The 23,379-nt window shown below is 71.0% G+C and carries 22 protein-coding genes and 1 pseudogene; 14 read left to right on the top strand and 9 right to left on the bottom strand.

The features are described 5' to 3' along the window. Window position 1: 1 nt before the first annotated feature. Window positions 2-775, top strand: coding sequence for an alpha/beta fold hydrolase (locus tag ACVW00_RS08515; RefSeq protein WP_457110468.1), 774 nt, complete (start codon window positions 2-4; stop codon window positions 773-775). 38 nt (window positions 776-813) lie between these two features. Here ACVW00_RS08515 and lpdA read toward each other — a convergent pair whose 3' ends face one another. After that, window positions 814-2,211, bottom strand: a complete 1,398-nt coding sequence (gene lpdA, locus ACVW00_RS08510; protein WP_457110467.1) for a dihydrolipoyl dehydrogenase — start codon at window positions 2,209-2,211, stop codon at window positions 814-816. 88 nt (window positions 2,212-2,299) lie between these two features. Here lpdA and ACVW00_RS08505 point away from each other — a divergent pair, with 88 nt between their 5' ends. After that, complete coding sequence (locus ACVW00_RS08505) at window positions 2,300-3,187, top strand: TIGR01777 family oxidoreductase (RefSeq protein WP_457110466.1); 888 nt, start codon at window positions 2,300-2,302, stop codon at window positions 3,185-3,187. Here the strand turns inward: ACVW00_RS08505 and ACVW00_RS08500 are convergent. Then, the gene (locus ACVW00_RS08500; protein WP_457110465.1) at window positions 3,173-3,715 is read right to left on the bottom strand and encodes a hypothetical protein; all 543 of its coding nucleotides are present in this window, start codon (window positions 3,713-3,715) and stop codon (window positions 3,173-3,175) included. The genes ACVW00_RS08505 and ACVW00_RS08500 overlap by 15 nt on opposite strands. A 79-nt stretch (window positions 3,716-3,794) precedes the next feature. Here ACVW00_RS08500 and lipB point away from each other — a divergent pair, with 79 nt between their 5' ends. From lipB to ACVW00_RS08475, 5 genes and pseudogenes are all read left to right on the top strand, one after another. Beyond that, complete coding sequence (gene lipB, locus ACVW00_RS08495; RefSeq protein ID WP_457110464.1) at window positions 3,795-4,538, top strand: lipoyl(octanoyl) transferase LipB; 744 nt, start codon at window positions 3,795-3,797, stop codon at window positions 4,536-4,538. 54 nt (window positions 4,539-4,592) lie between these two features. Beyond that, window positions 4,593-5,567, top strand: coding sequence for an ABC transporter ATP-binding protein (locus tag ACVW00_RS08490; protein WP_457110463.1), 975 nt, complete (start codon window positions 4,593-4,595; stop codon window positions 5,565-5,567). Further along, the gene (locus ACVW00_RS08485; RefSeq protein ID WP_457110462.1) at window positions 5,564-6,544 is read left to right on the top strand and encodes a hypothetical protein; all 981 of its coding nucleotides are present in this window, start codon (window positions 5,564-5,566) and stop codon (window positions 6,542-6,544) included. The genes ACVW00_RS08490 and ACVW00_RS08485 overlap by 4 nt, the downstream gene beginning before the upstream one ends. Window positions 6,545-6,601: 57 nt before the next feature. After that, window positions 6,602-7,556 (top strand): annotated as a pseudogene (gene lipA, locus ACVW00_RS08480) (lipoyl synthase). A gap of 71 nt (window positions 7,557-7,627) precedes the next feature. Continuing rightward, a complete protein-coding gene (locus ACVW00_RS08475; RefSeq protein ID WP_457110461.1) occupies window positions 7,628-8,320 on the top strand; it encodes a DUF4191 domain-containing protein in 693 nt (230 codons plus the stop codon). A gap of 6 nt (window positions 8,321-8,326) precedes the next feature. On the opposite strand, the gene ACVW00_RS08470 is transcribed toward ACVW00_RS08475, so the two are convergent. From ACVW00_RS08470 to ACVW00_RS08455, 4 genes are all read right to left on the bottom strand, one after another. Next, a complete protein-coding gene (locus tag ACVW00_RS08470) occupies window positions 8,327-11,206 on the bottom strand; it encodes an ATP-binding protein (protein ID WP_457110460.1) in 2,880 nt (959 codons plus the stop codon). 41 nt (window positions 11,207-11,247) lie between these two features. Then, window positions 11,248-11,454, bottom strand: coding sequence for a hypothetical protein (locus tag ACVW00_RS08465; protein WP_457110459.1), 207 nt, complete (start codon window positions 11,452-11,454; stop codon window positions 11,248-11,250). Window positions 11,455-11,638: 184 nt separating this feature from the next. After that, complete coding sequence (locus ACVW00_RS08460) at window positions 11,639-12,484, bottom strand: LppX_LprAFG lipoprotein (RefSeq protein WP_457110458.1); 846 nt, start codon at window positions 12,482-12,484, stop codon at window positions 11,639-11,641. A 53-nt stretch (window positions 12,485-12,537) separates the two neighbouring features. Then, window positions 12,538-12,921: an RDD family protein gene (locus ACVW00_RS08455; RefSeq protein ID WP_457110457.1), complete on the bottom strand. Its 384-nt coding sequence runs from the start codon at window positions 12,919-12,921 to the stop codon at window positions 12,538-12,540. 214 nt (window positions 12,922-13,135) lie between these two features. Between ACVW00_RS08455 and glnA the strand changes: the two genes are divergently transcribed. Beyond that, a complete protein-coding gene (gene glnA / locus ACVW00_RS08450) occupies window positions 13,136-14,554 on the top strand; it encodes a type I glutamate--ammonia ligase (RefSeq protein WP_457110456.1) in 1,419 nt (472 codons plus the stop codon). Window positions 14,555-14,790: 236 nt separating this feature from the next. After that, complete coding sequence (locus ACVW00_RS08445) at window positions 14,791-15,249, top strand: hypothetical protein (protein ID WP_457110455.1); 459 nt, start codon at window positions 14,791-14,793, stop codon at window positions 15,247-15,249. A gap of 33 nt (window positions 15,250-15,282) precedes the next feature. Here ACVW00_RS08445 and ACVW00_RS08440 read toward each other — a convergent pair whose 3' ends face one another. Continuing rightward, window positions 15,283-15,960 (bottom strand): N-acetyltransferase family protein, encoded by a 678-nt coding sequence (locus ACVW00_RS08440; protein ID WP_457110454.1) that lies wholly within the window; start codon window positions 15,958-15,960, stop codon window positions 15,283-15,285. After that, window positions 15,957-16,376 (bottom strand): hypothetical protein, encoded by a 420-nt coding sequence (locus tag ACVW00_RS08435; protein WP_457110453.1) that lies wholly within the window; start codon window positions 16,374-16,376, stop codon window positions 15,957-15,959. The genes ACVW00_RS08440 and ACVW00_RS08435 overlap by 4 nt, the downstream gene beginning before the upstream one ends. A 230-nt stretch (window positions 16,377-16,606) precedes the next feature. Here ACVW00_RS08435 and ACVW00_RS08430 point away from each other — a divergent pair, with 230 nt between their 5' ends. Beyond that, the gene (locus ACVW00_RS08430; protein WP_457110452.1) at window positions 16,607-17,500 is read left to right on the top strand and encodes a universal stress protein; all 894 of its coding nucleotides are present in this window, start codon (window positions 16,607-16,609) and stop codon (window positions 17,498-17,500) included. A 77-nt stretch (window positions 17,501-17,577) separates the two neighbouring features. After that, window positions 17,578-18,288, top strand: a complete 711-nt coding sequence (locus tag ACVW00_RS08425) for an aquaporin (RefSeq protein ID WP_457110451.1) — start codon at window positions 17,578-17,580, stop codon at window positions 18,286-18,288. An 18-nt stretch (window positions 18,289-18,306) separates the two neighbouring features. On the opposite strand, the gene ACVW00_RS08420 is transcribed toward ACVW00_RS08425, so the two are convergent. After that, complete coding sequence (locus ACVW00_RS08420; protein WP_457110450.1) at window positions 18,307-19,137, bottom strand: helix-turn-helix domain-containing GNAT family N-acetyltransferase; 831 nt, start codon at window positions 19,135-19,137, stop codon at window positions 18,307-18,309. 104 nt (window positions 19,138-19,241) lie between these two features. Between ACVW00_RS08420 and ACVW00_RS08415 the strand changes: the two genes are divergently transcribed. The 3 genes from ACVW00_RS08415 (at window position 19,242) to ACVW00_RS08405 (ending at window position 23,372) form a co-directional block, all read left to right on the top strand. After that, window positions 19,242-20,594, top strand: coding sequence for an FAD-dependent oxidoreductase (locus tag ACVW00_RS08415; RefSeq protein WP_457110449.1), 1,353 nt, complete (start codon window positions 19,242-19,244; stop codon window positions 20,592-20,594). A gap of 148 nt (window positions 20,595-20,742) precedes the next feature. Then, on the top strand, window positions 20,743-22,641 hold the full coding sequence (locus ACVW00_RS08410) for a PAS domain S-box protein (RefSeq protein WP_457110448.1): 1,899 nt from the start codon (window positions 20,743-20,745) through the stop codon (window positions 22,639-22,641). Beyond that, on the top strand, window positions 22,638-23,372 hold the full coding sequence (locus ACVW00_RS08405) for a response regulator (protein WP_457110447.1): 735 nt from the start codon (window positions 22,638-22,640) through the stop codon (window positions 23,370-23,372). Before ACVW00_RS08410 ends, ACVW00_RS08405 begins: the two co-directional genes overlap by 4 nt. Window positions 23,373-23,379: the final 7 nt, after the last annotated feature.

The raw sequence follows: 23,379 nt of genomic DNA, 5'->3' as shown, positions 1-23,379 counted from the left end.
GGTGGCCGGGCTCGTCGAGGCAGGCGCCGATCGGCTCTGGGTCGAGGACAGCGGCGGCGACGGCGTACCGATCGTGCTGCTGCACCCGGGCATCGTCGACTCGACGATCTGGGACGCGACCCTGCCCCTGCTCGACGGGCACCGTGTGGTGCGGTTCGACCGCCGCGGCTTCGGCCGGTCACCGCTCGCGACCGAGGAGTTCCAGGCCGTGCGCGACCTGGTCACCGTGCTGGACCACCTCGGCGCCGAGCGGGCACACCTCGTGGGCAACAGCATGGGCGGCGAGACCTCGCTGGCCCTGGCCGTCACCGACCCGACCCGGGTCGCGTCGATGACGCTGCTCTGCCCCGGCATCGGCGGCTACCCCTGGCCGGACCCGTCGCCCGAGGAGCAGGACCTCTACCGGCGCTACCAGGCGGCGAAGGAGGCCCGTGACGTCGGGACCCTCGTCGAGATCGGGCTAGGCGAGTGGTGTCGCTCGGGCGCCGACGACTACCTGAGCGACCAGCTACGCAGCTCGACCGAGGCCGACTTCGTCCAGGGTCACCTCGAGCAGGACAACCCCGAGCAGTGGGACCTGCTGCCGAAGGTCACCGTCCCGACCACGGTGATCGCCGGCGCGCTCGACCCGCCCGACTCGCTCCAGGCGTCGGTCGACCTGGCCGACCGCATCCCGGGCGCGGAGCTGGTCCGCCTCGACGTCGACCACCTGCCGCAGTACCGCGACCCGGAGGCAGTCGCCGCGGCCGTGGTGAGGAGCGTCGGCCGCGCCTGACCGGGTTTCGACAGGCTCAACCACCGGTGGTCGAGTCCTCACAAATTGATCATGTGACCCGCGATGCCCTCGACGGCCTCCTTGACCGCCTCGGACAGCGTCGGGTGGGCGAAGACGTTGCGGGCGACCTCGTCGGCGGTGAGGTCCCACTTCTGCGCCAGCGTCAGGATCGGGAGCAGCTCGGTGACGTCCGGACCGATCAGGTGGGCGCCGATGATCTCGTTGTACTTGGCGTCGGCAACGACCTTCACGAAGCCGACCGCGTCACCGAGGCCCTTGGCCTTGGCGTTGGCGGAGAACGGGAACTTGGCGACCTTGACGTCGTAGCCCTTCTCCCTGGCCTGCTCCTCGGAGTAGCCGAACGAGGCGATCTGCGGCTGGCAGTACGTCGCCCGCGGGATGAAGTCGTAGTCCACAGGCATCGTCTCGGCGCCACCGATCGTCTCGGCAACGACGATGCCCTGGGCCTCCGCGGTGTGGGCGAGCATCAGCTTGCCGGTGACGTCACCGATCGCGTAGACGCCGTCGACGTTGGTGCGGCCGTACTCGTCGATCGCGATTGCCCCGCGCTCGGTGGTGGCCACGCCGGTCGTCTCGAGGCCGTAGCCCTCCAGCCGCGGCGCGAAGCCGAAGGCCGCCAGCATCTTGTCGGCCTCGATGACCTGCTCGTCGCCACCGGCCGCGGGCGCGACGGTCACGCGTACGCCGGTCCCGGTGTCCTCGACGCCCTTGACGGCGGTGGACAGCAGGACGTTCACGCCGAGCTTCTTGTAGTGCTTGAGGAGCTCCTTGGAGACCTCCGCGTCCTCGGTCGGGACCATCCGGTCGAGGAACTCGACGATGGTGACGTCGACGCCGAAGTTCTTCATGATGTAGGCGAACTCGACGCCGATCGCGCCCGAGCCGCCGATCACGAGGGAACGCGGCAGCTGGTCGTCGAGGATCTGCTCCTCGTAGGTGACCACGTTCGCCGAAAGCTGCACGCCGGGCACCAGGCGCACCGTGGCCCCGGTCGCGATGATGACGTTCTCCGCGGTGATCTCGCGCGTCGAGCCGTCCTCCTGCTTGACCGAGATCGTCTTGGGACCCGTGAAGGTGCCCCAGCCGTTGATCTCCTCGATCTTGTTCTTCTTCATCAGGAAGTGGACGCCCTTGACGACGCCCTCGGACACCTCGCGGCTGCGCGCGTGGGTCGGCTCGAAGGACATCGACGCGTCGCCGGTGATCCCGAACTTGTCCTTCTCGTGGGTGAGGATGTGCGCCAGCTCGGCGTTCCTGAGCAGTGCCTTCGACGGGATGCAGCCGACGTTGAGGCACACGCCGCCCCAGTACTTCAGCTCCACCACCGCAGTCTTCAGGCCCAGCTGAGAGGCGCGGATGGCGGCGACGTAGCCGCCAGGGCCGGCACCGACGACGACCACATCGAAATCGCTCACGCCCCGAAGGCTACCGCCGGTGAGGGCGCCACCCACGGCCCGGTCACGTGACCCTCGTCATGGCCGCCGGCCGTGGCAGGCTGGTCCGATGCGGTACCTGATCGCGGGCGCGTCGGGCTTCCTCGGGAGCACCCTGCGCACGCACCTCGTCGAGCGGGGCCACGACGTCACCGCGCTGGTACGACGCGCACCCGGCACCGGTGAAGCCCGGTGGGATCCCTACTCCGCCGACCTCGACCCGGCGCTCGTCGAGCACGCCGACGTCGTCGTCAACCTCGCAGGATCGCCGACCCTGGGCAACCCGCACTCGCGGAAGTGGGCCGAGCGGCTGCGCACGAGCCGGGTCGTCACCACGCAGGTGCTCGCCGACGCCATCGCCGCGAGCCGGTCGCGGCCGGCCTTCCTGGCCGGCAACGGGATCTCCTTCTACGGCGACCACGGTGAGCAGCCGGTCACCGAGGACACGACCTCGCGCGGCGACGCCTTCCTCACCGCCGTCACGATCGCCTGGCAGGCGGCCGCCCGGCCGGCGGTCGACGCCGGCTCGCGGGTGTGCGTGCTGCGCACCTCTCCGGTGATGGACCGGCGCAACGCCCCGCTTCGCCAGCAGCTGCTCCAGTTCCGGGCGGGGCTGGGAGGCCGGCTCGGCGCCGGCCGTCAGTACATGCCGATGATCTCGCTGCGCGACTGGGTCGCCGCCGTCGCGTTCCTCGGCGAGCGCAACGACGTCAGCGGGCCGGTGAACCTCTGCTGCCCGGAGGTCCCGACGAACGCGACGTTCACCCGGCAGCTCGCGCAGGTCACCCACCGCCCTGCGTTCCTGACTGCGCCCTCGCTGGTGCTGCGCCTGGCAGCCGGCCGGATGGCGCCGGAGCTGCTCGGCTCGATCCGCGCGGTCCCGAAGGTGCTGGACGACGCCGGCTTCGCCTTCAGGGACAGCGGCGTGTCCGAGATCCTGGCGTCAGCGACCGCCTGAGGGCACCCGGACCGAGACGCTGTCCATCAACCAGCGGCCGTGCTCGCGGCGCAGCACGAGCCGGCGCGTCGTCGGTGCGTCCGTGGGCAGCCGGCGGGCCACGGTGTGGTCGTCGGCACGAACGGCGGTCGCCAGCGCCACCCGGTCGGTCACCTCCAGCTCGAGGCGCCTGGGCCGCGCGACCAGGACCCGGGCCCGGAGCAGCTGCATCCTCAGGTCCGGGACCAGCAGCCCCCGCCCGGCGTACCGACCGAGCAACCGGACGTCGGCGAGGCCGGCAGCGGAGCCCGTCGTGTAGAGCCGCGCGAGCGCCGCGGGGTCACCGCCGGCCCAGGCCGCCGCCCGGCGCTCGTCCCACGCATGCAGGACGCCCACGGCGGACCGCTCCGCCGCGGCCGTCACCGCTGTCCGGGGTCGCGCGGGAGCCGACGGGGCTCCGGAGGTCGACGACAGCGTGGCCAACGCCACGACGCCACAGGTGACGCCGAGGACGAGCGCGACGACCGCGACCGGTATCCGCACAGGCATGAGACCAGCGTGACGCACTCGGCCGGTGCCCCGCTGTGGCCGTCCACAGCCGCATCGGGCCGCCGGATACCCTCGTGTCGTGACCACGCTCGAACACCGTCGCCTCGGCCTGGTGGACTACCGGAGTGCGTGGGACCTCCAGCGCGAGGTCCATGCCGGCGTCGTGGACGGAGGGCCGGGAACGGTTCTCCTCCTGGAGCATCCGCCGGTGTTCACCTGCGGCAAGCGCACCGACCCGCACGAGCGCCCCCTCGACCCGGGAGGCGCCGACGTCATCGACGTCGACCGCGGCGGCAAGATCACCTTCCACGGCCCCGGGCAGCTGGTCGGCTACCCGATCGTCCGGCTCCCCGACCACGTCCGTGTCGTCGACTACGTCCGCCGGATCGAGGAGGCGCTGATCGGGGTCTGCGCGGAGCTGGGCGTGGCCACCGCACGCGTCCCCGGGCGCAGTGGCGTCTGGCTCTCCGCCGGCCCGACGGGGCGAGGCAGCGAGATCCGCCCCGAGCGGAAGATCGCCGCCCTGGGCATCCGGGTGAGCCGCGGCGTCACCATGCACGGCTTCGCGCTGAACTGCGACGTGGACCTCGACTGGTACAACCGGTTCGTGCCGTGCGGCATCGCCGACGCCGGTGTCACCTCCCTGAGCGCGGAGCTCGGACGCGACGTGACGATCGCGGAGGTGCTCCCCCTCGTCGAGCGCCACCTCGACGAGCTGCTCGCCTGGGCGCCGTACGACGCCACCCCGGACTACCAGCCCCGACCCGAGCCGCCACGGGCGTCGGTCGGCGCGCGTGTCCCGGTGCTCAATCCGCTGGCCTGACGACGATCTGCGACATGCTGGACGCCCGGATGCGGAAAGGGGCTGTCGACGCCGATGAGTGACCTCGTCGTGGAGACTCGCGGCCTGCGCAAGGTCTTTCGTGAGGGCAGGCACCGGGTCGTGGCCGTCGACGGCCTCGACCTCGCGGTCGAGAGCGGTGGCGTGCACGGCTTCCTGGGTCCCAACGGATCGGGGAAGACCACGACGATCCGGATGCTGCTCGGCCTGGCGCGGCCCGACGGCGGCGAGATCAAGGTGCTCGGGCAGCCGCTGCCCGATCAGCTCGCCGGCGTGCTCGAGCGGGTCGGCGCGGTCGTGGAGCAGCCGCAGTTCTCCCCCGACCTCTCCGGCCGTCGCAACCTGCAGCTCCTCGCCCGGTCCGTCGGGCTGTCCAAGGCACGCGTGGACGAGGTCATCGAGCAGGTCGACCTCACCGGCCAGGCTCGCCGTCGCTACCGCGGCTACTCCTACGGGATGCGGCAGCGGCTCGCGCTGGCCGCCGCGCTGCTGAAGGAGCCCGACCTGCTGATCCTGGACGAGCCGACCAACGGGCTCGACCCCGCCGGCATCAGCGACATGCGGCAGCTGATTGCCGACCTCTCGGCCTCCGGCGTCACCGTGCTCCTCAGCTCGCACGTGCTCGCCGAGGTGCAGCAGCTGTGCACCTCGGTCTCGATCATCGGCGACGGCAGGCTGCTCGCCTCGGGCAAGGTCGCAGACCTGCTCGGCGAGAGCACGGCGCACACCCGGGTCGGCGTCCGCGACGCCGACCAGGCGACCCTTCTCCTCACCGCCGCCGGGTACGCGGTGACCCGCGACGGCGACGACCTGCTCGTCCAGGGGCACGAGCACCCCGACGAGATCACCCGGGCGCTCGCGGCCCATGACCTCTACGTCACCGAGCTGTCGGCGGTGCGCCCCGACCTGGAGTCGTTCTTCCTGGTCCTCACCGGACACCAGCCCCCGCCGGTGGCCGGGCCGATCGACGGACCCGTGGCCGTCCCGTCGATCGACGGGGACCACCGATGACCGACCTCGTCCGCGTCGAGCTGGCCCGCTACCGCTCGAGGCGGGTCATCGCGCTGCTCGTGCTCCTCGCCGCTCTGCTGGCGGCGCTGGTGGCTGCGAAGTCCGCCTGGGACAGTCGGCCGATCACCAAGCAGGAGGCCGAGACGGCGCAGGTGAACGCCGATCTGGCGGCACAGCGCTCGGACGTCAAGGCCGACCTCGACAAGTGCCTGGCTGATCCGGAGCGTTACCTGGGCACCGGCTCGACCGCCCAGACCTGCCGCGACAACCTCACCGCCTCGCCCTCGAGCTATCTGCCGCGCAAGCCGCTGGACCTGACCGGCACGCTCAAGGGCAACGGGTTGGGAGTCTCCCTCGCAGTGGCCGGCCTCCTGGTCATCGCGGCGAGCGCCTTCGCCGGGTCGGACTGGGCATCGGGATCGATCGTCAACCAGCTGCTCTTCGTGCCGGGCCGCGGCCGGCTCTGGGCGGCCAAGGCGGTGGCGGTGTCCGTCGCGAGCGCCGTCGTGGCCCTGGTGACCATCGGTGGCTTCTGGCTGGCGATGTACCTCGTCGCGGTCGACCGCGACGTCCCCCACGGCTCGGACGTCATGTCCGACGTCGGCTGGCACCTGCTGCGCGCGGTCCTCTTCGCCGTCGGCGCCTCCCTCGGGGCGTTCTCGCTGACGATGCTGTTCCGGCACTCGGTCGCGACTCTCGCACTCCTGTTCGCCTACAGCGTGGGCGGCGAGATCCTGGCGGTGCTCGTGCCGATCGACGACGTCGGCCGCTGGACGCTCGGCAACAACGTGTTCGGCTGGCTCGAGACGCGGATGCAGTTCTTCGACCCGTCGGCGGGCTGCGCCCGGCGCGGCGACTGCGAGGGCTTCCAGCACATCGGCCACCTCCAGGGCGGCGCTTACCTCCTGGTGCTGATGGTCGTCGCGGTGCTGCTGTCCGCGACGTTCTTCGCTCGTCGCGACGTGGACGCCACCTGACCCGGTCCGCGCTCCGCTCGCGTGGCGGCCCCGCGTAGGCTGGCCTGCGTGACTGACCTGCACTCCGCCCCTCGGCCCGCTCCGGAGGGCCGCAAGCTGCTGCGACTGGAGGTCCGCAACGCCGAGACCCCGATCGAGCGCAAGCCGGAGTGGATCAAGACCCGCGCCAGGATGGGTCCGCAGTACCGCGAGCTCCAGCAGCTGGTGAAGTCCGAGGGCCTGCACACCGTGTGCCAGGAGGCGGGCTGCCCCAACATCTTCGAGTGCTGGGAGGACCGCGAGGCGACCTTCCTCATCGGCGGCGACCAGTGCACCCGGCGCTGCGACTTCTGCCAGATCGACACCGGCAAGCCTGAACCGCTGGACCGCGACGAGCCGCGCCGGGTCGCCGAGTCCGTCCAGACGATGGGGCTGCGGTACGCCACGATCACCGGCGTTGCCCGCGACGACCTGCCCGACGGCGGTGCGTGGCTGTACGCCGAGACGGTGCGCGCGATCCACGAGCTCAACCCCGACACCGGCGTGGAGAACCTGATCCCCGACTTCAACGGTGAGCCGTCGCTGCTCCAGGAGGTCTTCGAGTCGCGGCCGGAGGTGCTCGCCCACAACGTCGAGACGGTGCCGCGGATCTTCAAGCGGATCCGGCCGGCCTTCCGCTACGACCGGTCGCTCGACGTGCTCACCCAGGCGCGAGCGTTCGGGCTGGTCACCAAGTCCAACCTGATCCTCGGCATGGGCGAGACCCGCGAGGAGGTCAGCCAGGCGCTGCGTGACCTGCACGACGCCGGCTGCGAGCTGGTCACGATCACCCAGTACCTGAGGCCTTCGGTGCGCCACCACCCCGTCGAGCGGTGGGTCAAAGCCCGAGGAGTTCGTTGAGCTGTCCACCGAGGCGGAGGAGATCGGGTTCGCGGGGGTGCTCAGCGGGCCGCTCGTGCGCTCGTCGTACCGGGCGGGCCGGCTGTACCGACAGGCGATGGACGCGCGAGCCGCGCGGTCTGCGGCGAGCTGAGCGTCTCGACTACGCTCCTTGAGTTGAGCTCGACACGAGCACCGGCAACCACCACGAGGCAGGCACCACGCATGGCGAAGAAGGACCCGAGCAAGCCCGGACGGATCAAGCAGATCGTCCAGAGCTACCAGATGACCAAGGAGCGCGACCCGCGCATCGGCCTGGTCCTGCTCGGCACGTTCCTGCTCGCCGGTCTCGCCGGGTTCGCGCTCGTCCTCCTCCTGCTCGACAACCTGGTCTTCTCGATCGTGTTCGGCGTGCTCGTCGGCTCCCTGGTGACGATGATCATCTTCGGCCGCCGTGCGCAGCGATCCGCCCTGGCCCAGATCGAGGGTCAGCCGGGCGCGGCCGCCGCGGCTCTCGGCCTGCTGCGGCGCGGGTGGAAGACCGACCCGGCGATCGGCTTCACCAAGCAGCAGGACGTCGTGCACCGCCTCGTGGGCCCTCCGGGCATCGTGCTGATCGGTGAGGGCAACCCCAACCGGCTCAAGCCGCTGATGGCCTCGGAGCGGCGCAAGCACGAGCGGGTCGTGTCGGAGACGCCGATCACCGAGCTCGTCGTGGGCGACGGTCAGGGCGAGGTGCCGCTGCGCAAGCTCGTCCGGCACGTCTCCAAGCTGCCCCGCGCGCTGAAGCCGGCCGCTATGACCGACGTGCTCGCGCGCCTCAAGGCCCTGGACGCCAACCGGTCGAACATCCCGCTGCCCAAGGGCCCGATCCCCACGTCGATGAAGGGCGCCCGCCAGAACATGCGTGGGCGCTGACGGTCCTCAACCCCCGAGCGTCCGAGCGACCGCCGCCGCCTCGCCGCGGTTGCTGACGCCGAGCTTGGCCAGGATGTTGGACACGTGGACGCTCGCGGTCTTCTCGGAGATGAACAGCGCCTGACCGATCTCGCGGTTGGTCCGGCCCTGCTCGACCAGCGCCAGGACCTCGGTCTCGCGCCCGGTGAGGCCGGCGATCGCGCGCTGGGTCGCGGCGCCGGGCACCTTGAGCCGCTGGCGACGGGCGACCGTCTCGACCTCCTCGGTGAGCATGACCGCGCCCAGCTCACCTGCGCGCCGGTGCACCGCGTGCAGCTCGGTGACGGCGGCGTCCACGTCCCCCGACCTGCCGAGGGCGTCGACCAGGCGGACGCCGCAGTACAGCGCCTGCTCGGCCTGGGTCCGCGACGCCATGGCGTCGCGAGCCGCCCGCCACAGTGACGGGTCGTCCAGGTCGTTGACCCGGGCGACCTCCGCGTCGAGCACGGCGAGCCAGCCGTCGATGTTCGCCCGTCGGACCTCGTTGACGCCCGGCCGGGACCCGGCCAGAAGGGAGCGGATCCGCTCGACGGTCTTGGCCGCGTCGGCGGATCCGGCAACGGCGGCCGCGGCCGCGACGCGGGCAACGAGCGCGAACGCGTTGTAGGTGTTGGCGTCACCGGCGAACGGCTCGAGGAGCTCCAGCGTGTCACCGGTGTCGAGCGGTCCGCGCGCGAGTGCGAGCAGCATGCCGACGGCGGCCTGCGGACCGATCGCCTGGGGATCGCGGATGCTCGGCGCGAGCTCCTGCGCCCGACGCAGGTGTGCCGCACCCTCGTCGTACCGGCCCTGGACCGTGTCCAGCCAGGCGTGGCTGACGTTGAAGTACTGCCCGTTGACGCCGGCGACCGACCCGGTGCGCACCTCTGCCAGGGTGCTCTCCGCGTCGCTGTGGCGTCCCGTCCGGATGAAGGCGTCGGCGAGCTCCATCCGGAGCCAGTCCGTCATCGCGCCACGGACCGAGTGCCGGGCGGCGTACTCGAGGCCCTCGCGCGCGGTTCTCTCGGCGCTCGCGATGTCGTCGGCGGGCGTCTTGAAGTTCGAGGTCAGGTTGATGTAGCCCCGCACCGCATCGGCTCCGGCGCCGGCGGCATGGGCCGTGGCAATGGCCTCGCGCAGCAGCGCGTTGCCCTCCTCCAGCTCGCCGAGTGACCCCAGCGACGTCCCCAGGGAGTTCTGGGCACGGCTCAGCTCGACCGGCGCGTCCACCTCACGAGCGAGGGACACGCCGAGTCGGCCCGGGGCGATGGCCTCCTCGTAGCGGCCCAGCAGCATCCGCAGCCGGCACTGGAACCCGAAGGCCTCGGCTGCCTCGCGGGTGTGCTCGCCGGCCAGCATCTCCGTGGCGGTGTCCGAGGCCACGACCGCGTCGTCGCCGAGGCCGGCCATCCAGAGGCTCTCGCTCAGCTCGGCGTACAGCCCGCCGACGACGACCCGGTCGGCCACCGGGTCCAGTGAGTCGATGGCGCGGCGGAGGTGGCCGAGTCCCACCGAGGGATGTCCTGCGTGCCGCGCGCTGTGGGCGGCGAGCCGGAGGAGCTCCCAGGTGGCAGGGGTGTCCGCCCCGGCTTCCGGGGAGATCCGGGTGCTCAGGTCGACGGCGCCCTCGAAGTGGCGCTGGGCCTCGTTGAACGCGAACAGCGCCCGGGCGCGCTGCCCTGCCCTCACCAGCGAGCGATAGGCCAGGTCGACGTCGTACGCCGCCAGGGCGTGGTGGGCCAGCTCGCTGTCCACGGCGTCCGACCCACCTGCGGCGAGGTCGGGCTCGGCGAGCAGGGCGTCGGCGAACGCGCGGTGGAGCCGGGTGCGCTCGCCGGGCAGGAGCTGCTCGTGCACGGCCTCCTGCAGCAGCGCGTGCCGGAACCGGAAGTCGGTGCCGTCCGAGACCAGCGCCTGTGCCTCGACCGCGGACCGGAGGCCGGCGTCGAGGTCGTCGGGCTCGAGGTCCGCGACCACCTCGAGCAGCCGGTGGTCGACGCGCCGGCCGGCAGCGGCCGCGATCCGGAGCACTTCCTTCGCGGCGTCGGGCAGCGCGTCGATCCGGGCGGTGAGGATGTCGCGCAGGGTCCACGGCACGCCGTCGGCGTCGGAGCCCGCGAAGAGCTCCTCGGCGAAGAACGGGTTGCCCTCCGACCGGTCGGCCACCTGGCGCGCCACCCCGGGCGCGACCGGGCCACCGTTGATGGCGGTGAGCAGCTCGGCGATCTCGTCCCCGGTGAGCGGCTGGAGCTCGATCCGCTCGACGTGAGGAAGTCGCCCGAGCTCTGCCAGCACCGATCGGAGCGGGTGCGAGCGGCGCATCTCGTCGGAGCGGTAGGTCACCAGGAGGAGCACCCGGGAGTCGACCAGGTTGCGGGCGAGCCAGGCGAGCAGGTCGAGGGTCGAGCGGTCGGCCCAGTGCACGTCCTCCAGCACGACGGCGACCGGGTGATCGGTGGACAGCTCCACGAGGACGGCGCGGAACGCCTCGAACATCCCCAGCTGGCCGGTCCAGTGCGGGTCGACGTCGCCGTGGTCGCGTCCCGGGAGGAATCCCGATAGCTGGGGGCCGATCAGCTCCTCCGCCCGGCTCTCGCCGAGGTCGCGGGCGAGCTGGCGCAGGATCATGACCAGCGGCGCCAGCGGCATCACCGCCTGACCGAGCTCGAGGCAGCCACCCTGGAGGGTCACGGCGCCCTCGGCGCGGTCGACGAACTCGGTCACCAGCCGGGTCTTGCCGGCTCCGGCCTCACCACCGACGACCACGAGCCGGCCACTTCCGACGGCCACGCCCGCGAGAGCTGCCTCCAGCAAGTGCAGCGGTGCCTCTCGGCCGACCATCACGGCGGCAGACACACGCTGGGGCATGGCGCCGAGTATGTCAGCGCCGGTCTGCGCCCGGGTGCTGCTCAACGAACGGCAGGAACGAGGTACTGCAGGTACGGGTCGCGGCGGGAGGACCGCCCGGAGCCCGACCGGGTCGCCGACTCGCTGGCGTCGGTCCGGGCCTGACGACGAGCCTGCCGGAACTGCCGGCGGACGCGCCCCTGCTCGGCCTGCGCGATCAGCTCGGCGACGTGGTGGCGGGCGATGGTCTGGTTGATGTAGCTGGTCATGGTGTGCTCCTGGGTTTCGTGCTTCTCCGACACCCATGACTCTGTCGCTAAGGCCACCCCTCCCACATGGGGAGGACGCCTCGTCCATCGCCCGGAACGGCACCTCAGATCACCCGGCCAGGCCTCAGAGACCCCTCAGACAGGGGCGAGAGCCTTAGACCGCGCCTCAGACGCGCTCAGGACCTCACTGGCTCATGATCTGCGAGGCCGGCGGAGCGGTGATATCAACCGGTTTGCCCCAGTCGGACACCAGCATCTGGATCGCCTGGCCGGCGACGGTCATGTCGATGCGCCGCATGAGGTGGTCGTCGTCGACGTACAGCGTGTAGGTGACCGTCTTGGGCAGGTCGCCGGACGCGGCCGCGCCGCCGAGCGTGGCCGCCATCGCCGAGGTGTCGGCGGTGACGCGGTACTTGGTGACCTTGGTGCCGTCGACGGTGTCGGTCCCGGCGTACTCGACCTTCTGGAGCGCGCCCTTCATCGCCGTGATCGAGCCGTCCGGGCTCAGTCCGGACATCTGCTCGACGATGCTGCCCATGCCCGGGGTGTTCTTGTCGATCTTGACGAACTTGCCGCCCGGCGTCTGCTGCATGTAGACCACGCCGCCGACCAGGATCACGACCGCCTTGGTCGAGCCCATGTCCATCGACATCTTCATCTCGGTCTTGTCCGTGGAGTAGCGGACGTCGGCGTCGGCGCTCACCGAGCTGCCGATCTTCATCGACATGTGCGCGGTCTTCTTCTCGCGCATCGCCGCCAGCATGGTGGCGACCAGGTTGTCCTTGGTGAGCCGCTCCCCCGGTGCTGCCGCGCCCTCGACTGCACTGTCGCCGGAGTCGCTGGAGTCGCTGGAGCCGGTCACGTCGCCCGTGTCGGTCGAGGCGGACGCGCTCGGCGACGCCGACGAGGACGCGCTGGTCTTCGCACCTGCGTCCTTGGTCTTGTCGTCGGAACCGCAGCCGGCGAGGGCGGACAGAAGGAGCGCACCGGCTGCGATCGCGCTCAGCGCGCGGGAACGGGTGATGAGCATGGGTCCTCCGGGTGGATGCACGACGTGTTGCCGCAAGCGTAGGAGACGCCTCCTCACTGCACGCGATAAGCGCCCGATCGGGTCCACAGGTCGTGGAGCCCCCGACCGTCCTCGCGGAACACCAGCGGCGGGATCACCAGGCACACCAGCAGCTGGCGCTGCAGCGCCCGCAGCAGGCTCAGCGGCCTTCCCTCCAGGGTCTGCACCCTGACCCGCACGAGCGCCTGCCCGAAGGACGCCCCGGCGAGTGCCACGCCGACCGACGACTCGAGCCAGAAGACGACCAGCGGGAGCCAGGAGTACGCCGGTGCGTCGAAGCCGCCTGCCACGAAGGCCGCCACGAGCGACGAGGCGATCCAGTCGACGAAAAGCGCCCCGATGCGCCGCAGCCAGGACGCGTGCTCCAGGGTGCTCGCGGGGCTGCGTTCGGCGGACATCGCGACGACCCTACCGAGGCCCACGCGCACCGGCACGACACGGGTGGGCGGGCCGGCCCGTCCCGTGACGTGAGCGCGTGTTACATGGCCGAAACAAACCGGATACGGTCGATTAATCGGTCCGGCGTACGTTGCTCCACGGTGCGATGCATCGTCGCGTCGCACACCCCTCACCACTCAAGATCTGGTCGCCCTCCGCGGCCAAGGAGGACGAATGTTCCAGAACAGCGACGAGCTCCTGAAGTACATCAAGGACGAAGGCGTCGAGATGGTCGACGTCCGGTTCTGCGACCTGCCCGGTGTGATGCAGCACTTCACCGTGCCGGTCTCGTCCTTCGACCAGGCGGTCTTCGACGACGGCCTCGCCTTCGACGGCTCCTCCATCCGCGGCTTCCAGGCCATCCACGAGTCCGACATGTCGCTGTTCCCGGACCCGACCACGGCGTACATCGACCCGTTCCGCACGGCGAAGACCCTGGTCGTCAACTTCTTCATCCACGACCCGATCACCGGCGAGGCGTACTCCCGCGACCCGCGCAACATCGCCCGCAAGGCGATGGCGTACCTGAGCAGCACCGGCATCGGTGACACGGCGTACTTCGCCCCGGAGGCGGAGTTCTACGTCTTCGACTCGGTGCGGTTCGAGACCAAGGTCAACGAGGGCTTCTACCACATCGACTCCGAGGCCGGCGCCTGGAACACCGGCTCCGAGGACAACAACCGCGGCTACAAGGTCCGCTACAAGGGCGGCTACTTCCCGGTCGCGCCGTACGACCACTTCGGCGAGCTCCGCGACGAGATGGTCATCGAGATGGAGAAGGCCGGGCTGCACGTCGAGCGTGCCCACCACGAGGTCGGCACTGCCGGCCAGGCCGAGATCAACTACAAGTTCGACGAGCTGCTCAAGGCCGCCGACGACGTCATGAAGTTCAAGTACCTGGTGAAGAACGTCGCGTGGCGCAACGGCAAGACCGCGACCTTCATGCCGAAGCCGATCTTCGGCGACAACGGCTCGGGCATGCACTGCCACCAGTCGATCTGGAACAACGGCGAGCCGCTGTTCTACGACGAGACCGGGTACGCCGGGCTCTCGGACATCGCGCGCTACTACATCGGCGGCATCCTCAAGCACGCGCCGTCGCTGCTGGCGTTCACCAACCCGACGGTGAACTCCTACCACCGCCTGGTGCCGGGCTTCGAGGCGCCGATCAGCCTGGTCTACAGCCAGCGCAACCGGTCGGCGTGCGTGCGCATCCCGATCACCGGCTCGAACCCGAAGGCCAAGCGCATCGAGTTCCGCTGCCCCGACCCGTCGGCGAACCCGTACCTCGCGTTCTCCGCGCTGCTGCTCGCCGGCATCGACGGCATCAAGAACAAGATCGAGCCCGCCGCGCCGGTGGACAAGGACATCTACGAGCTGCCGCCGGCCGAGATGGCCGAGATCGCCCAGGTGCCCACGTCGCTGAACTCCGTGCTCGACAACCTCGAGGGCGACCACGACTTCCTGACGGTCGGCAACGTGTTCACCCCCGACCTGATCGACACCTGGATCGACTACAAGCGCACGAACGAGATCCTGCCCGTGCAGCTGCGCCCGCACCCGCACGAGTTCGAGCTCTACTACGACATCTGAGCGAGCGTCTACGCCGAGAGCCCCGGGTGACGACCCGGGGCTCTCGGTCGTTCGAGGCGGTCTTCGACGGCCCGTTTCGCCTTGTCCCGGCGTGAGGCGTATCCGGACGTCGAGTCGTGCACCCGGCCACGCGGCGAAGAGAGCGCGGTCAGGCACACGACCCACTTCGGCCGTGGGCACCAGATTTTCGCAAGGTCTGTGCGCGACATTGGCCTCTGACGACGGCGGGGGACCAGATGTCGCGCAGCAAGCTGATGGGACGGATCGTGGTCTCCGCCTGCCTGGCGCTGGTCGTGGGGTGCGGGGGGACCTCTGGCGAGCCCGGCACTGCGTCGACGCAGCCGGCGGTGCTCGCATCACCGTCGCCGGTCACCGAGGACGTCCGCGCCTGCGCAGGCGTGGAGGCGATCATCAGCCACATCACGGTCGACACCGTCCGCTGGTCACCGAACCTGCACCCCTTCGACAAGACCATCTCCTCGCGCTTGGCGACGTCGGCGCGCGAGCTCGCCGCCCAAGGCCCCCAGGCCACTGACACCGACATCCAGTTCTGGATCCGGGCGACGGCGGCGTCCTTCAGCGCGGTCGCCACCGCGATGGCTGCGCAGAAGCGCAAGCACGTCGACAAGGCGATCGACCAGTCGCGAGTGGCCTACAAGGGGCTCAAGCAGGCGTGCTCACTCGACGGACGATGACCCGCTGACGTCGGTTCGGCCTCTCGGCCTGGATCAGTCGTGCAGGCGCTCGGGGACCAGCCGGGCGAGCACCGCGCGGATCGGGTGTGGCGCCTGCAGCTCGCCCCGCCCGAACGCCCGCAACAGGTGCTGGAGCTCGGTGCCGAACCCGTCGGACGCGGGGGTGATCTCGTAGCTGATCGCGCCGGCTTCGTGCGCCACCACGCGAACCTGGGCCCCGAGGTCGTGCAACAGGGCCACCACCGGCTCGTTCTCCTCGGCGACCAGGGCGGTGAAGTGCCGGACCCCTTCCTCCCGTGCTCTCGCGAAGAGCCGGTGCAGCAGCTCCCGGGCCAGTCCGCGTCGCTGCCAGTCATCGACGACCGCGATCGCGATCTCCGCCAGCTCCGGGTGGTCGCGATCCTTGATGAAGCGCGCAATGCCGACGCCCCGGCCGTCGCGTGCGTCGCGGGCCCCGAGCGCCTCGTGGTCGTGGTGGTCGACGTGGGTGAAGTAGCGCAGCTCCGACGGCGACAGCCTCGACTTGTCCGCCAGGAACCGGAGACGTCGCGACTCCGCGCTCAGCCGGGAGAACCCCTCCTCGAGCAGCGGTACGTCGTCGCGGTGCACCGGGCGGATCAGCACCTGCGACCCGTCGTCGAGCACGACCAGCTCGTCCTCGGAGCCTCGCGCCCTGGCGGCCGGCGCCGGCCTGGTCGGATCCAGCGTCATGGCCGGCCACCCCCACGAGCAGACACGGCAACGTGGCGACCCTTCGGCCGCGGTGTCGGCCCGCTGGTCCGGGATGCACGGCGACTCTCGGCGCGCAGGAGCAGGACGAGCCCGGTGGCGACCGGCACCGCCCAGAGGAGGAAGCCCCAGCCGAAGGACACCAACGCCACGTTGAAGGCGATCAGGGCGACCAGCCCGGACCGGCGTACCCGGCCGGGGAAGAGCACGGCGGCACCTGCGACGGCCTCGAACGCGACCAGCAGCCCGATGAAGACCGTCTGGTGGGGCACCACCAGCGACTCCCACGTGTCCTTGACGAAGCCGACGTACGCCCGGGCCCGGACGCCGCAGACGACGATGGTCACGCCGCGTGCCGCCCAGATCGGACCGAGCACCAGCACTGTCGTGGCACCCACCGGCCGAACCCCCTCACCTCTGCACGGGTGTCTCCACCTCCATGTTCGAACCGCCGGAGAGCTCGCTCTCAGAGGCGAACGTCCCAGCCCGCGGGACGACGGTCCCCCGGGACTTCCTCCGCCGGTGACGGAAGTCCCAGCCCGCGGGGACATTGCGCTCTGACCCGTTCGCACGAGCGGCGGCAGGGTGGAGTCAGAGGCATCACGAGAGACCAGATCCAGGAGGAGCCATGGACAAGCGCCAGGGAACGATCGTCGTCGGCATCGACGGGTCCGCGGCGTCGGCCCACGCACTCCGCTGGGCCGCCGAGCACGCTCTGGCCGAGCACCGCGGGATCACACTCGTGCACACCGTCACGACCGTGGCACCGGCGTTCATGAGTGCCGCGATGGTCAACGTCGCGGAGGCCCGCGTCGCTCTCGAGATGTCGGGCCGAGCGGTGCTCGACGCGGCGCACCATGAGGCAGAACGACTGGCGCCCTGCGTGGAGGTCGTCGACGTGCTCGAGTACGCCGACGCGGGGGACCTCCTGGTCAGGCTCTCGGAGAGCGCCGCCATGGTGGTCGTCGGCTCGCACGGGCGCGGACCAGTGCGCAGCAAGGTGCTCGGATCGGTGAGCGTGCGACTGGTGCGCCACGCCCACAGCCCGGTCGTCGTCGTGCGCCCGAGCAACCCGGGAACGGTGCGGAACGGCGTCGTGGTGGGAGTCGACGCGCTGGCCGAGTCGCAGCCGGTGCTCGAGTTCGCCTACCGCGAGGCGTCCCTGCGCGGCCTGCCGCTGACCGTGGTCCACGCCGCCTGGTGGAGTCGCGGAGCTGGCACGTTGGAGGCGGCCTACATCCCGGTCACGTCGGCCGAGAGGGAGTCGGCAGGGCTCGCGCTGGCCGAGGCGATGGCGGGCATGGCCGAGAAGTACCCGGAGGTCGCCGCCACGACTCGGGTCGCCGAGGGACGGGCAGAGGACATCCTGGTCAGCCTGGGCGAGCGGATGAACCTCATCGTGGTCGGGGCGCACCAGACCCGTGGCGTGGAACGGATCCTGTTCGGCTCGGTCTCCGTGGCAGTCGTCGAGCACGCCACCTGCCCGGTCGCCGTGGTGCCGGTCACCGCCGTTCACGCGTGAGGGCCCGGCGCGCACTGTTCATCTCATGGCGACGTTGCCCGCGCGCATTCGCGTAGCGCATCGGTCACCATTCACCCATGTCGACGACAGGCCCGGTGACCACTGACGCGGCGGCGCTGGCCCGTCGCGCGGCCGCCGAGCTGCTCGGCACCGGGTTCCTGGTCGCCGCCGTCATCGGCTCCGGCATCGCAGCGAGCCGCGTGTCCCCCGGTGACGTCGGTCTGCAGCTGCTGGAGAACAGCCTCGTCACCGGTGCCGCGCTCGTCGCTCTCATCCTCGCGCTGCAGCCCGTCTCCGCCGCGTTCAACCCGGTGGTGACGCTCGTGGAGCTCGCCTTCGGTGTCGTGCGCGCCGACGAGGCGGCTGCCCTCGTCGGAGCACAGTTCGTGGGTGGCTTCCTCGGTGCAGTCGCGGCGAACCTGATGTTCGACCTCGATCCGGTCTCCCTGTCGGGCCACGACCGCACCGGCGGCCACCTGCTGCTCGGGGAGGTCGTGGCGACGTTCGGCCTCGTGCTGATCGTCTTCGGCAGCGTCCGGTCGGGTCGCAACGAGACGGTCGCGTTCGCGGTGGGCGGCTACATCGCGGCGGCGTACTGGTTCACCAGCTCGACCAGCTTCGCCAACCCTGCCGTCACGGTGGCGCGGATGTTCTCCGACACGTTCGCGGGGATCGCACCTGGTTCGGTGCCCTGGTTCGTCGTGATGCAGCTCGCCGGCGGCCTGCTGGCGTGGCTCGCCGTGAGGTTCCTCTACCCCGCGGAGGACCGCACGTCGCCGACCGAGTGAGCGAGCTGAGCGGCCCGCTCAGTCCTCGGAGCGACGCCGTTCGAGCATCACGGTGTCACGCCAGACGCCGTCGAGCCGCGCGATGCGGGGACGCACGGCCAGGGTCCGGAAGCCAGCTGCGTGGTGCAGTGCGAGGGACGCCCGGTTCTCGGGGAACACCGATGTCTGGAGGGTCCAGAGGCCGCCCGCGTCGGCCTCGTTGACCTGGCGGAAGATCAGGCTCTTGCCGACTCCGGCGCCACGCGCACTCTCCGCGACGTACACGCTGGTCTCGCCGACCCCGGAGTAGCACTCCCGCGAGGAGGCCGGGCTGATCGCAGCCCACCCGACGACCTCTCCGTCGCGCTCGGCGACCCAGCGGTGCTCCGGCAGCCACTTCGTCGCCAGCTCGGCCGGCGACGGCACCTCGGTCTCGAACGTCGCGTTGCGGGTCGCGATGCCCTCGGCGTAGATGTCGCGCACGGTGGGCAGGTCGTCGTCGGTCATCATCCGCGTGTCCACGTCCGCCGGGAGGTCGTCCGGGCAGCAGGGACGGCTCGCGAGCGTCCCCATCACGACGTCGGCGGCGTGCGGCAGCCCGCTGCAGCAGGCAGGGTTCACCGAGACCACCGACGACGTCCCGACCTTGTCGACGGCGACGAAGCCCACCTCGGCGAGCTTGCGGACGTGGTGGGAGCACGTGGACTGGCTGATCCCGAGGCTCTCGGCGAGCTCGCCCACCCGGACGGCCCCGGTCGGCGCGGTCGAGACAGCGTGAAGCAACCGCACCCTGGTGGGGTCGGACAGGGTCGCGAACCACTCGGCATAGGTCGCGGCGGTGTCCTCGGCGATCGCCGTGCCAGACGTCATGCGGACACCTTACATCGATGTCCATCGATGGTTGCGTTCATCGAGCCAGATCGATACAGTCCGACTTCATCGACACCCGTCGATGGAGATCACCAGGAGACCCCATGGCCAGCAAGCCGACCCAGCCTCCCGTCGTCGTCATCGGCGCCGGCCCGATCGGGCTCGCCGCCGCCGCCCAGGCCCAGGCCCGCGGCCTGGCGGTCGTCGTCCTCGAGTCCGGGACATCGGCAGGCACCTCGGTGCGCAGCTGGGGCCACCTGCGGCTCTTCTCCGCATGGAGCGAGCTGATCGACCCCGCCGCGGCAGCCCTGCTCGGTGCCTCGGGCTGGCTGGCTCCTGACGCGGCTGCGTACCCCACGGGCGCCCAATGGGTCGACGAGTACCTCCAGCCCCTCGCAGACGCACTCGCCGCAACGGACGAGGTCGAGGTGCTCCACTCGTCACGGGTGACCGGAGTCGCGAGGAGCGGCCGTGACCGGCTCGTCGACGACGGCCGGGACCACGAGCCCTTCACGATCCACGTCGACGGCCCGAGCGGGCCGCGGCTCCTCGCCGCGACCGCGGTGATCGACGCCTCCGGCACCTGGACCGGACCCAACCCGCTGGGAGGCGACGGGCTGCCGGCACTCGGCGAGGCCGAGCACGCAGATCGCATCTTCCACGGCATCCCCGACTTCCGTGACGCCCAGACCGCCGCACGGTACGCCGGCAAGCACGTCGTCGTGGCCGGGACCGGCGCCTCGGCGCACAACGTGCTCGTCGGCCTGGCCGCCGTGGGTGCCGCGGATCCCGGGACTCGGGTGTCGTGGCTGGTGCGGCGCACGGCGCCGGAGACCGCTTTCGGCGGAGGCGAGGACGACCAGCTCGCCGAGCGCGGCGCACTCGGCCTGCGCGCGAAGGCCGTCGCCTCGTCGTCGCTGGTCCAGGCGCGCACCGGATTCCGCACCGAGGCGGTCGCGAACGGTCCTCATGGCCGGCTGCGCATCGGGTCGCTCGACGGCCAGGTCGTGGAGGACGTCGACGAGGTGATCGTCGTGACCGGCTTCCGGCCCGACCTGTCGTTCCTCACCGAGGTCCGCCTCGACCTCGACCCGGTGCTGTCCGCGCCACGGCGCCTCGCCCCGCTCGTCGACCCGAACGTGCACTCCTGCGGCACCGTCTCCCCGCACGGTGCCGCAGAGCTGGCCCAGCCCGAGCCGGGGCTGTACCTCGCCGGGATGAAGTCCTACGGTCGGGCCACGTCGTTCCTCGCACTGACCGGGTTCGAGCAGGTCCGGAGCGTCGTCGCGGCGATCGACGGTGACCACGACGCGGCGGCGCGGGTGGAGCTGGTCCTCCCGGAGTCCGGTGTCTGTGGAGGCTCTGGTCTGTTCGACGCGGCCGGCACCACGGGCCCGGGGTGCTGCGCTCCAGTGGCTTCCCAGCTGCTGACGATCGGCACCCGTGACGGGGATTGAAGCCGGCCAGCGCGGGTAACGGGCACGAGGGCAGCGCCACGAGCGGCTGAGCGGGCGGGTCCGTCAACCCCGAACAGACAGGTCGTGCCATGGTCCTCACCAGGCCTCGGGGCCGCAAGGTCGCGCCGGCGACGCCACGAGCCCCGGGATGAGCCGGCCGACCACGATCGTGGTCGTCGACGACTCCCCCGACGTTCGCACGCTGCTCCGGACGCAGGTCCGTCTCTCCGGAGAGCTCGAGGTCGTCGCCGAGGGCGCCAACGGGCTCGAGGCCGTCGCTCTCGCGACCCGGCACCAGCCGGACCTGATGCTGCTCGACGTCTCGATGCCGGTCGTCGACGGGCTCACCGCGCTGCCCAGGGTCAGGGCGGCCTCCCCGACGACGCAGGTCGTCATGTACACGGGGTTCGACGAGAAGGGTCTGGCCGCGCGTGCGGCGGACCTCGGCGCCGCTGCGTTCGTCGAGAAGTCCGCCCCCTTCGAGGTCCTGATCGGCACGCTCGTCGAGCTGGCGAGCCTCGCCGGCGAGCACGCCCCGGCAAGCGAGACTGACGTACCCGAAGGAGAGCCGCCGGTCCTCGACCCGGTGCTCGAGGAGCATCTCGAACGCTTCCACGAGGAGTTCGAGGATGCGTCGGTCGGCATGGCCACCATGACCCTGGCCGGTCGGCTCGTCCGCGCGAACCGCAGGCTGGCGCAGCTGCTGGAGACCTCGGTCGACGATCTGGCGGGCGTCGCTCTCGCGGACCTCGCCGAGGAGCCTGCGGCCATCAACGACGCACTGCTCAGCCTTGATGCCGGTGAGCCGGCGGTCGAGGTCGAGCATCGGCTGCGCTCGCACGAAGGGCGCGTCCTTCGTTCGACGCTGTCGCCGGTCATCGACGTCCGCGGCCGCCCGCTCTACGTCTTCGTGCGGGTCCAGGACGTCAGCAACGAGCTCGCCGCCGAGCGGGAGCTGCGCCGGACCGAGGCCCGGTTCAAGCTCCTGGTCGAGGCGGTCGAGGACTACGCGATCTTCATGCTCGACCCCGAAGGCAACATCAGCAGCTGGAACGCCGGGGCCGAGCGCAGCAAGGGGTACACCGCCGAGGAGATCATCGGCAAGCACTTCCGGATCTTCTACCCGACGGAGAAGCAGGAGAGCCGTCATCCGGAGCACGAGCTGGCCGAGGCGCTTCGCGTGGGCAGGTACGAGGAGGAGGGCTGGCGGATCCGCAAGGACGGCACCAGGTTCTGGGCGAACGTCACGATCACCGCGGTCCGGGATCCCGATGGTGAGCTGGTCGGGTTCGCAAAGGTGACCCGCGACACGACGGAGCGGCGCAACATGCTCGAGCGGCTGGAGGAGACCAACCGCCGGCTCGAGGAGGCCAACCAGCAGCTCGCCGCGCTCGCCCAGCAGCAGGAGCAGTTCTTCGCGGTCACCGCACACGAGCTGCGGGCGCCGGTCAGTGTGCTCACCGGCGCCACCAGCACCCTGACCGGCAGCTTCGACGTCCTCGAACCGCAGGACCGCACCGACATCGCGCGAGCCGTCTCGAACAGCTCGGCGCAGCTCCGGCGGCTGCTCGAGGACCTGCTCACCGCATCTCGGCTCCAGGCGCGTCGTCTGGCGCTCGACCCGATCGAGCTCGACCTCAACGACCAGCTGGAGTCGATCACGGCGGGGGTCCGGCAGTCGACGAGGTCCGCGCAGATCCGCTTCACGAAGGGACCTCCTGTCCGGGTCCGCGCCGACCCGGTCCGGCTCACGCAGATGTTCGACAACCTGCTCATGAACGCCATCCGTCATGGCGAGCCCCCGGTCGACCTCAGCCTGACCACCGACGCACACGTCGCCGAGATCGTCGTACGCGACTCCGGGCCCGGCGTCCCCGAGGAGCTCCACGGCCGGCTCTTCGAGCGGTTCGAGACCGGCAGCAGCAGTGGCACCGGGCTCGGGCTGTTCCTGGTGCGGGAGCTCGCCCGGGCGCACGGCGGCGAGGCGACGTACCGGCAGTCGGACCGTGCCTTCGTCGTGACTCTCCCGACGATCGTCGAACCATGACGATCAGGACCCTCCTCGTCGAGGACGACCCCGACGTCCGCACGATGCTGCGGATCGCACTGCGGGCCCGTGGTGGCTTCGACGTCATCGGCGAGGCCGACACCGGCACCGACGCGATCCGGCTCGTCCGCTCACTGCGACCCGATGTCATCGTCCTGGACCTGGGGCTCCCGGACCTCGCCGGCCGGGACCTCTTCGCGCAGATCCGCAGGCAGTCACCCACCTCGCGGATCGTGGTCTTCTCAGGCAGCGACGCCGACCGGTCATGGTTCGAGCAGCGCACGTCCGGGTACGTCGCGAAGGGCGTCGTGCTCGACGACCTGATCGACGTGCTCGCGGACGCCGGTGCCGGCCAGACCCATGACGAGGCGATCGTGGAGCTCCTGCACAACGTCATCGCGGCCCGCGAGGCCCGCGCGGTCGTCACCGACCTGCTGCAGGGCTGGGGCTACCAGGAGCTGGTGGACGACGCAGCGCTCGTCGTCAGCGAGCTGGTGACCAACGCCGTCACGCACGCGGGATCCAACTGTGCGGTGCTGGTCAACCGGTCCGGTGACGGGGTGCGGATCGAGGTGCGTGACCAGGGCACGGGGATGCCGTCCCCACGGTCGCCCAGCGACGCCGCCGAGAGCGGGAGGGGTCTGATGATCGTGTCCGCGCTCGCCAAGGCATGGGGCATCGACACCGAGCCGCCCAGCAAGTCGGTCTGGGTGGAGCTGTCGTCCGGATGAGGCTGCT

The sequence above is a fragment of the Marmoricola sp. URHA0025 HA25 genome (assembly GCF_054059435.1).
This window is presented reverse-complemented; position numbering and strand designations above follow the sequence as displayed.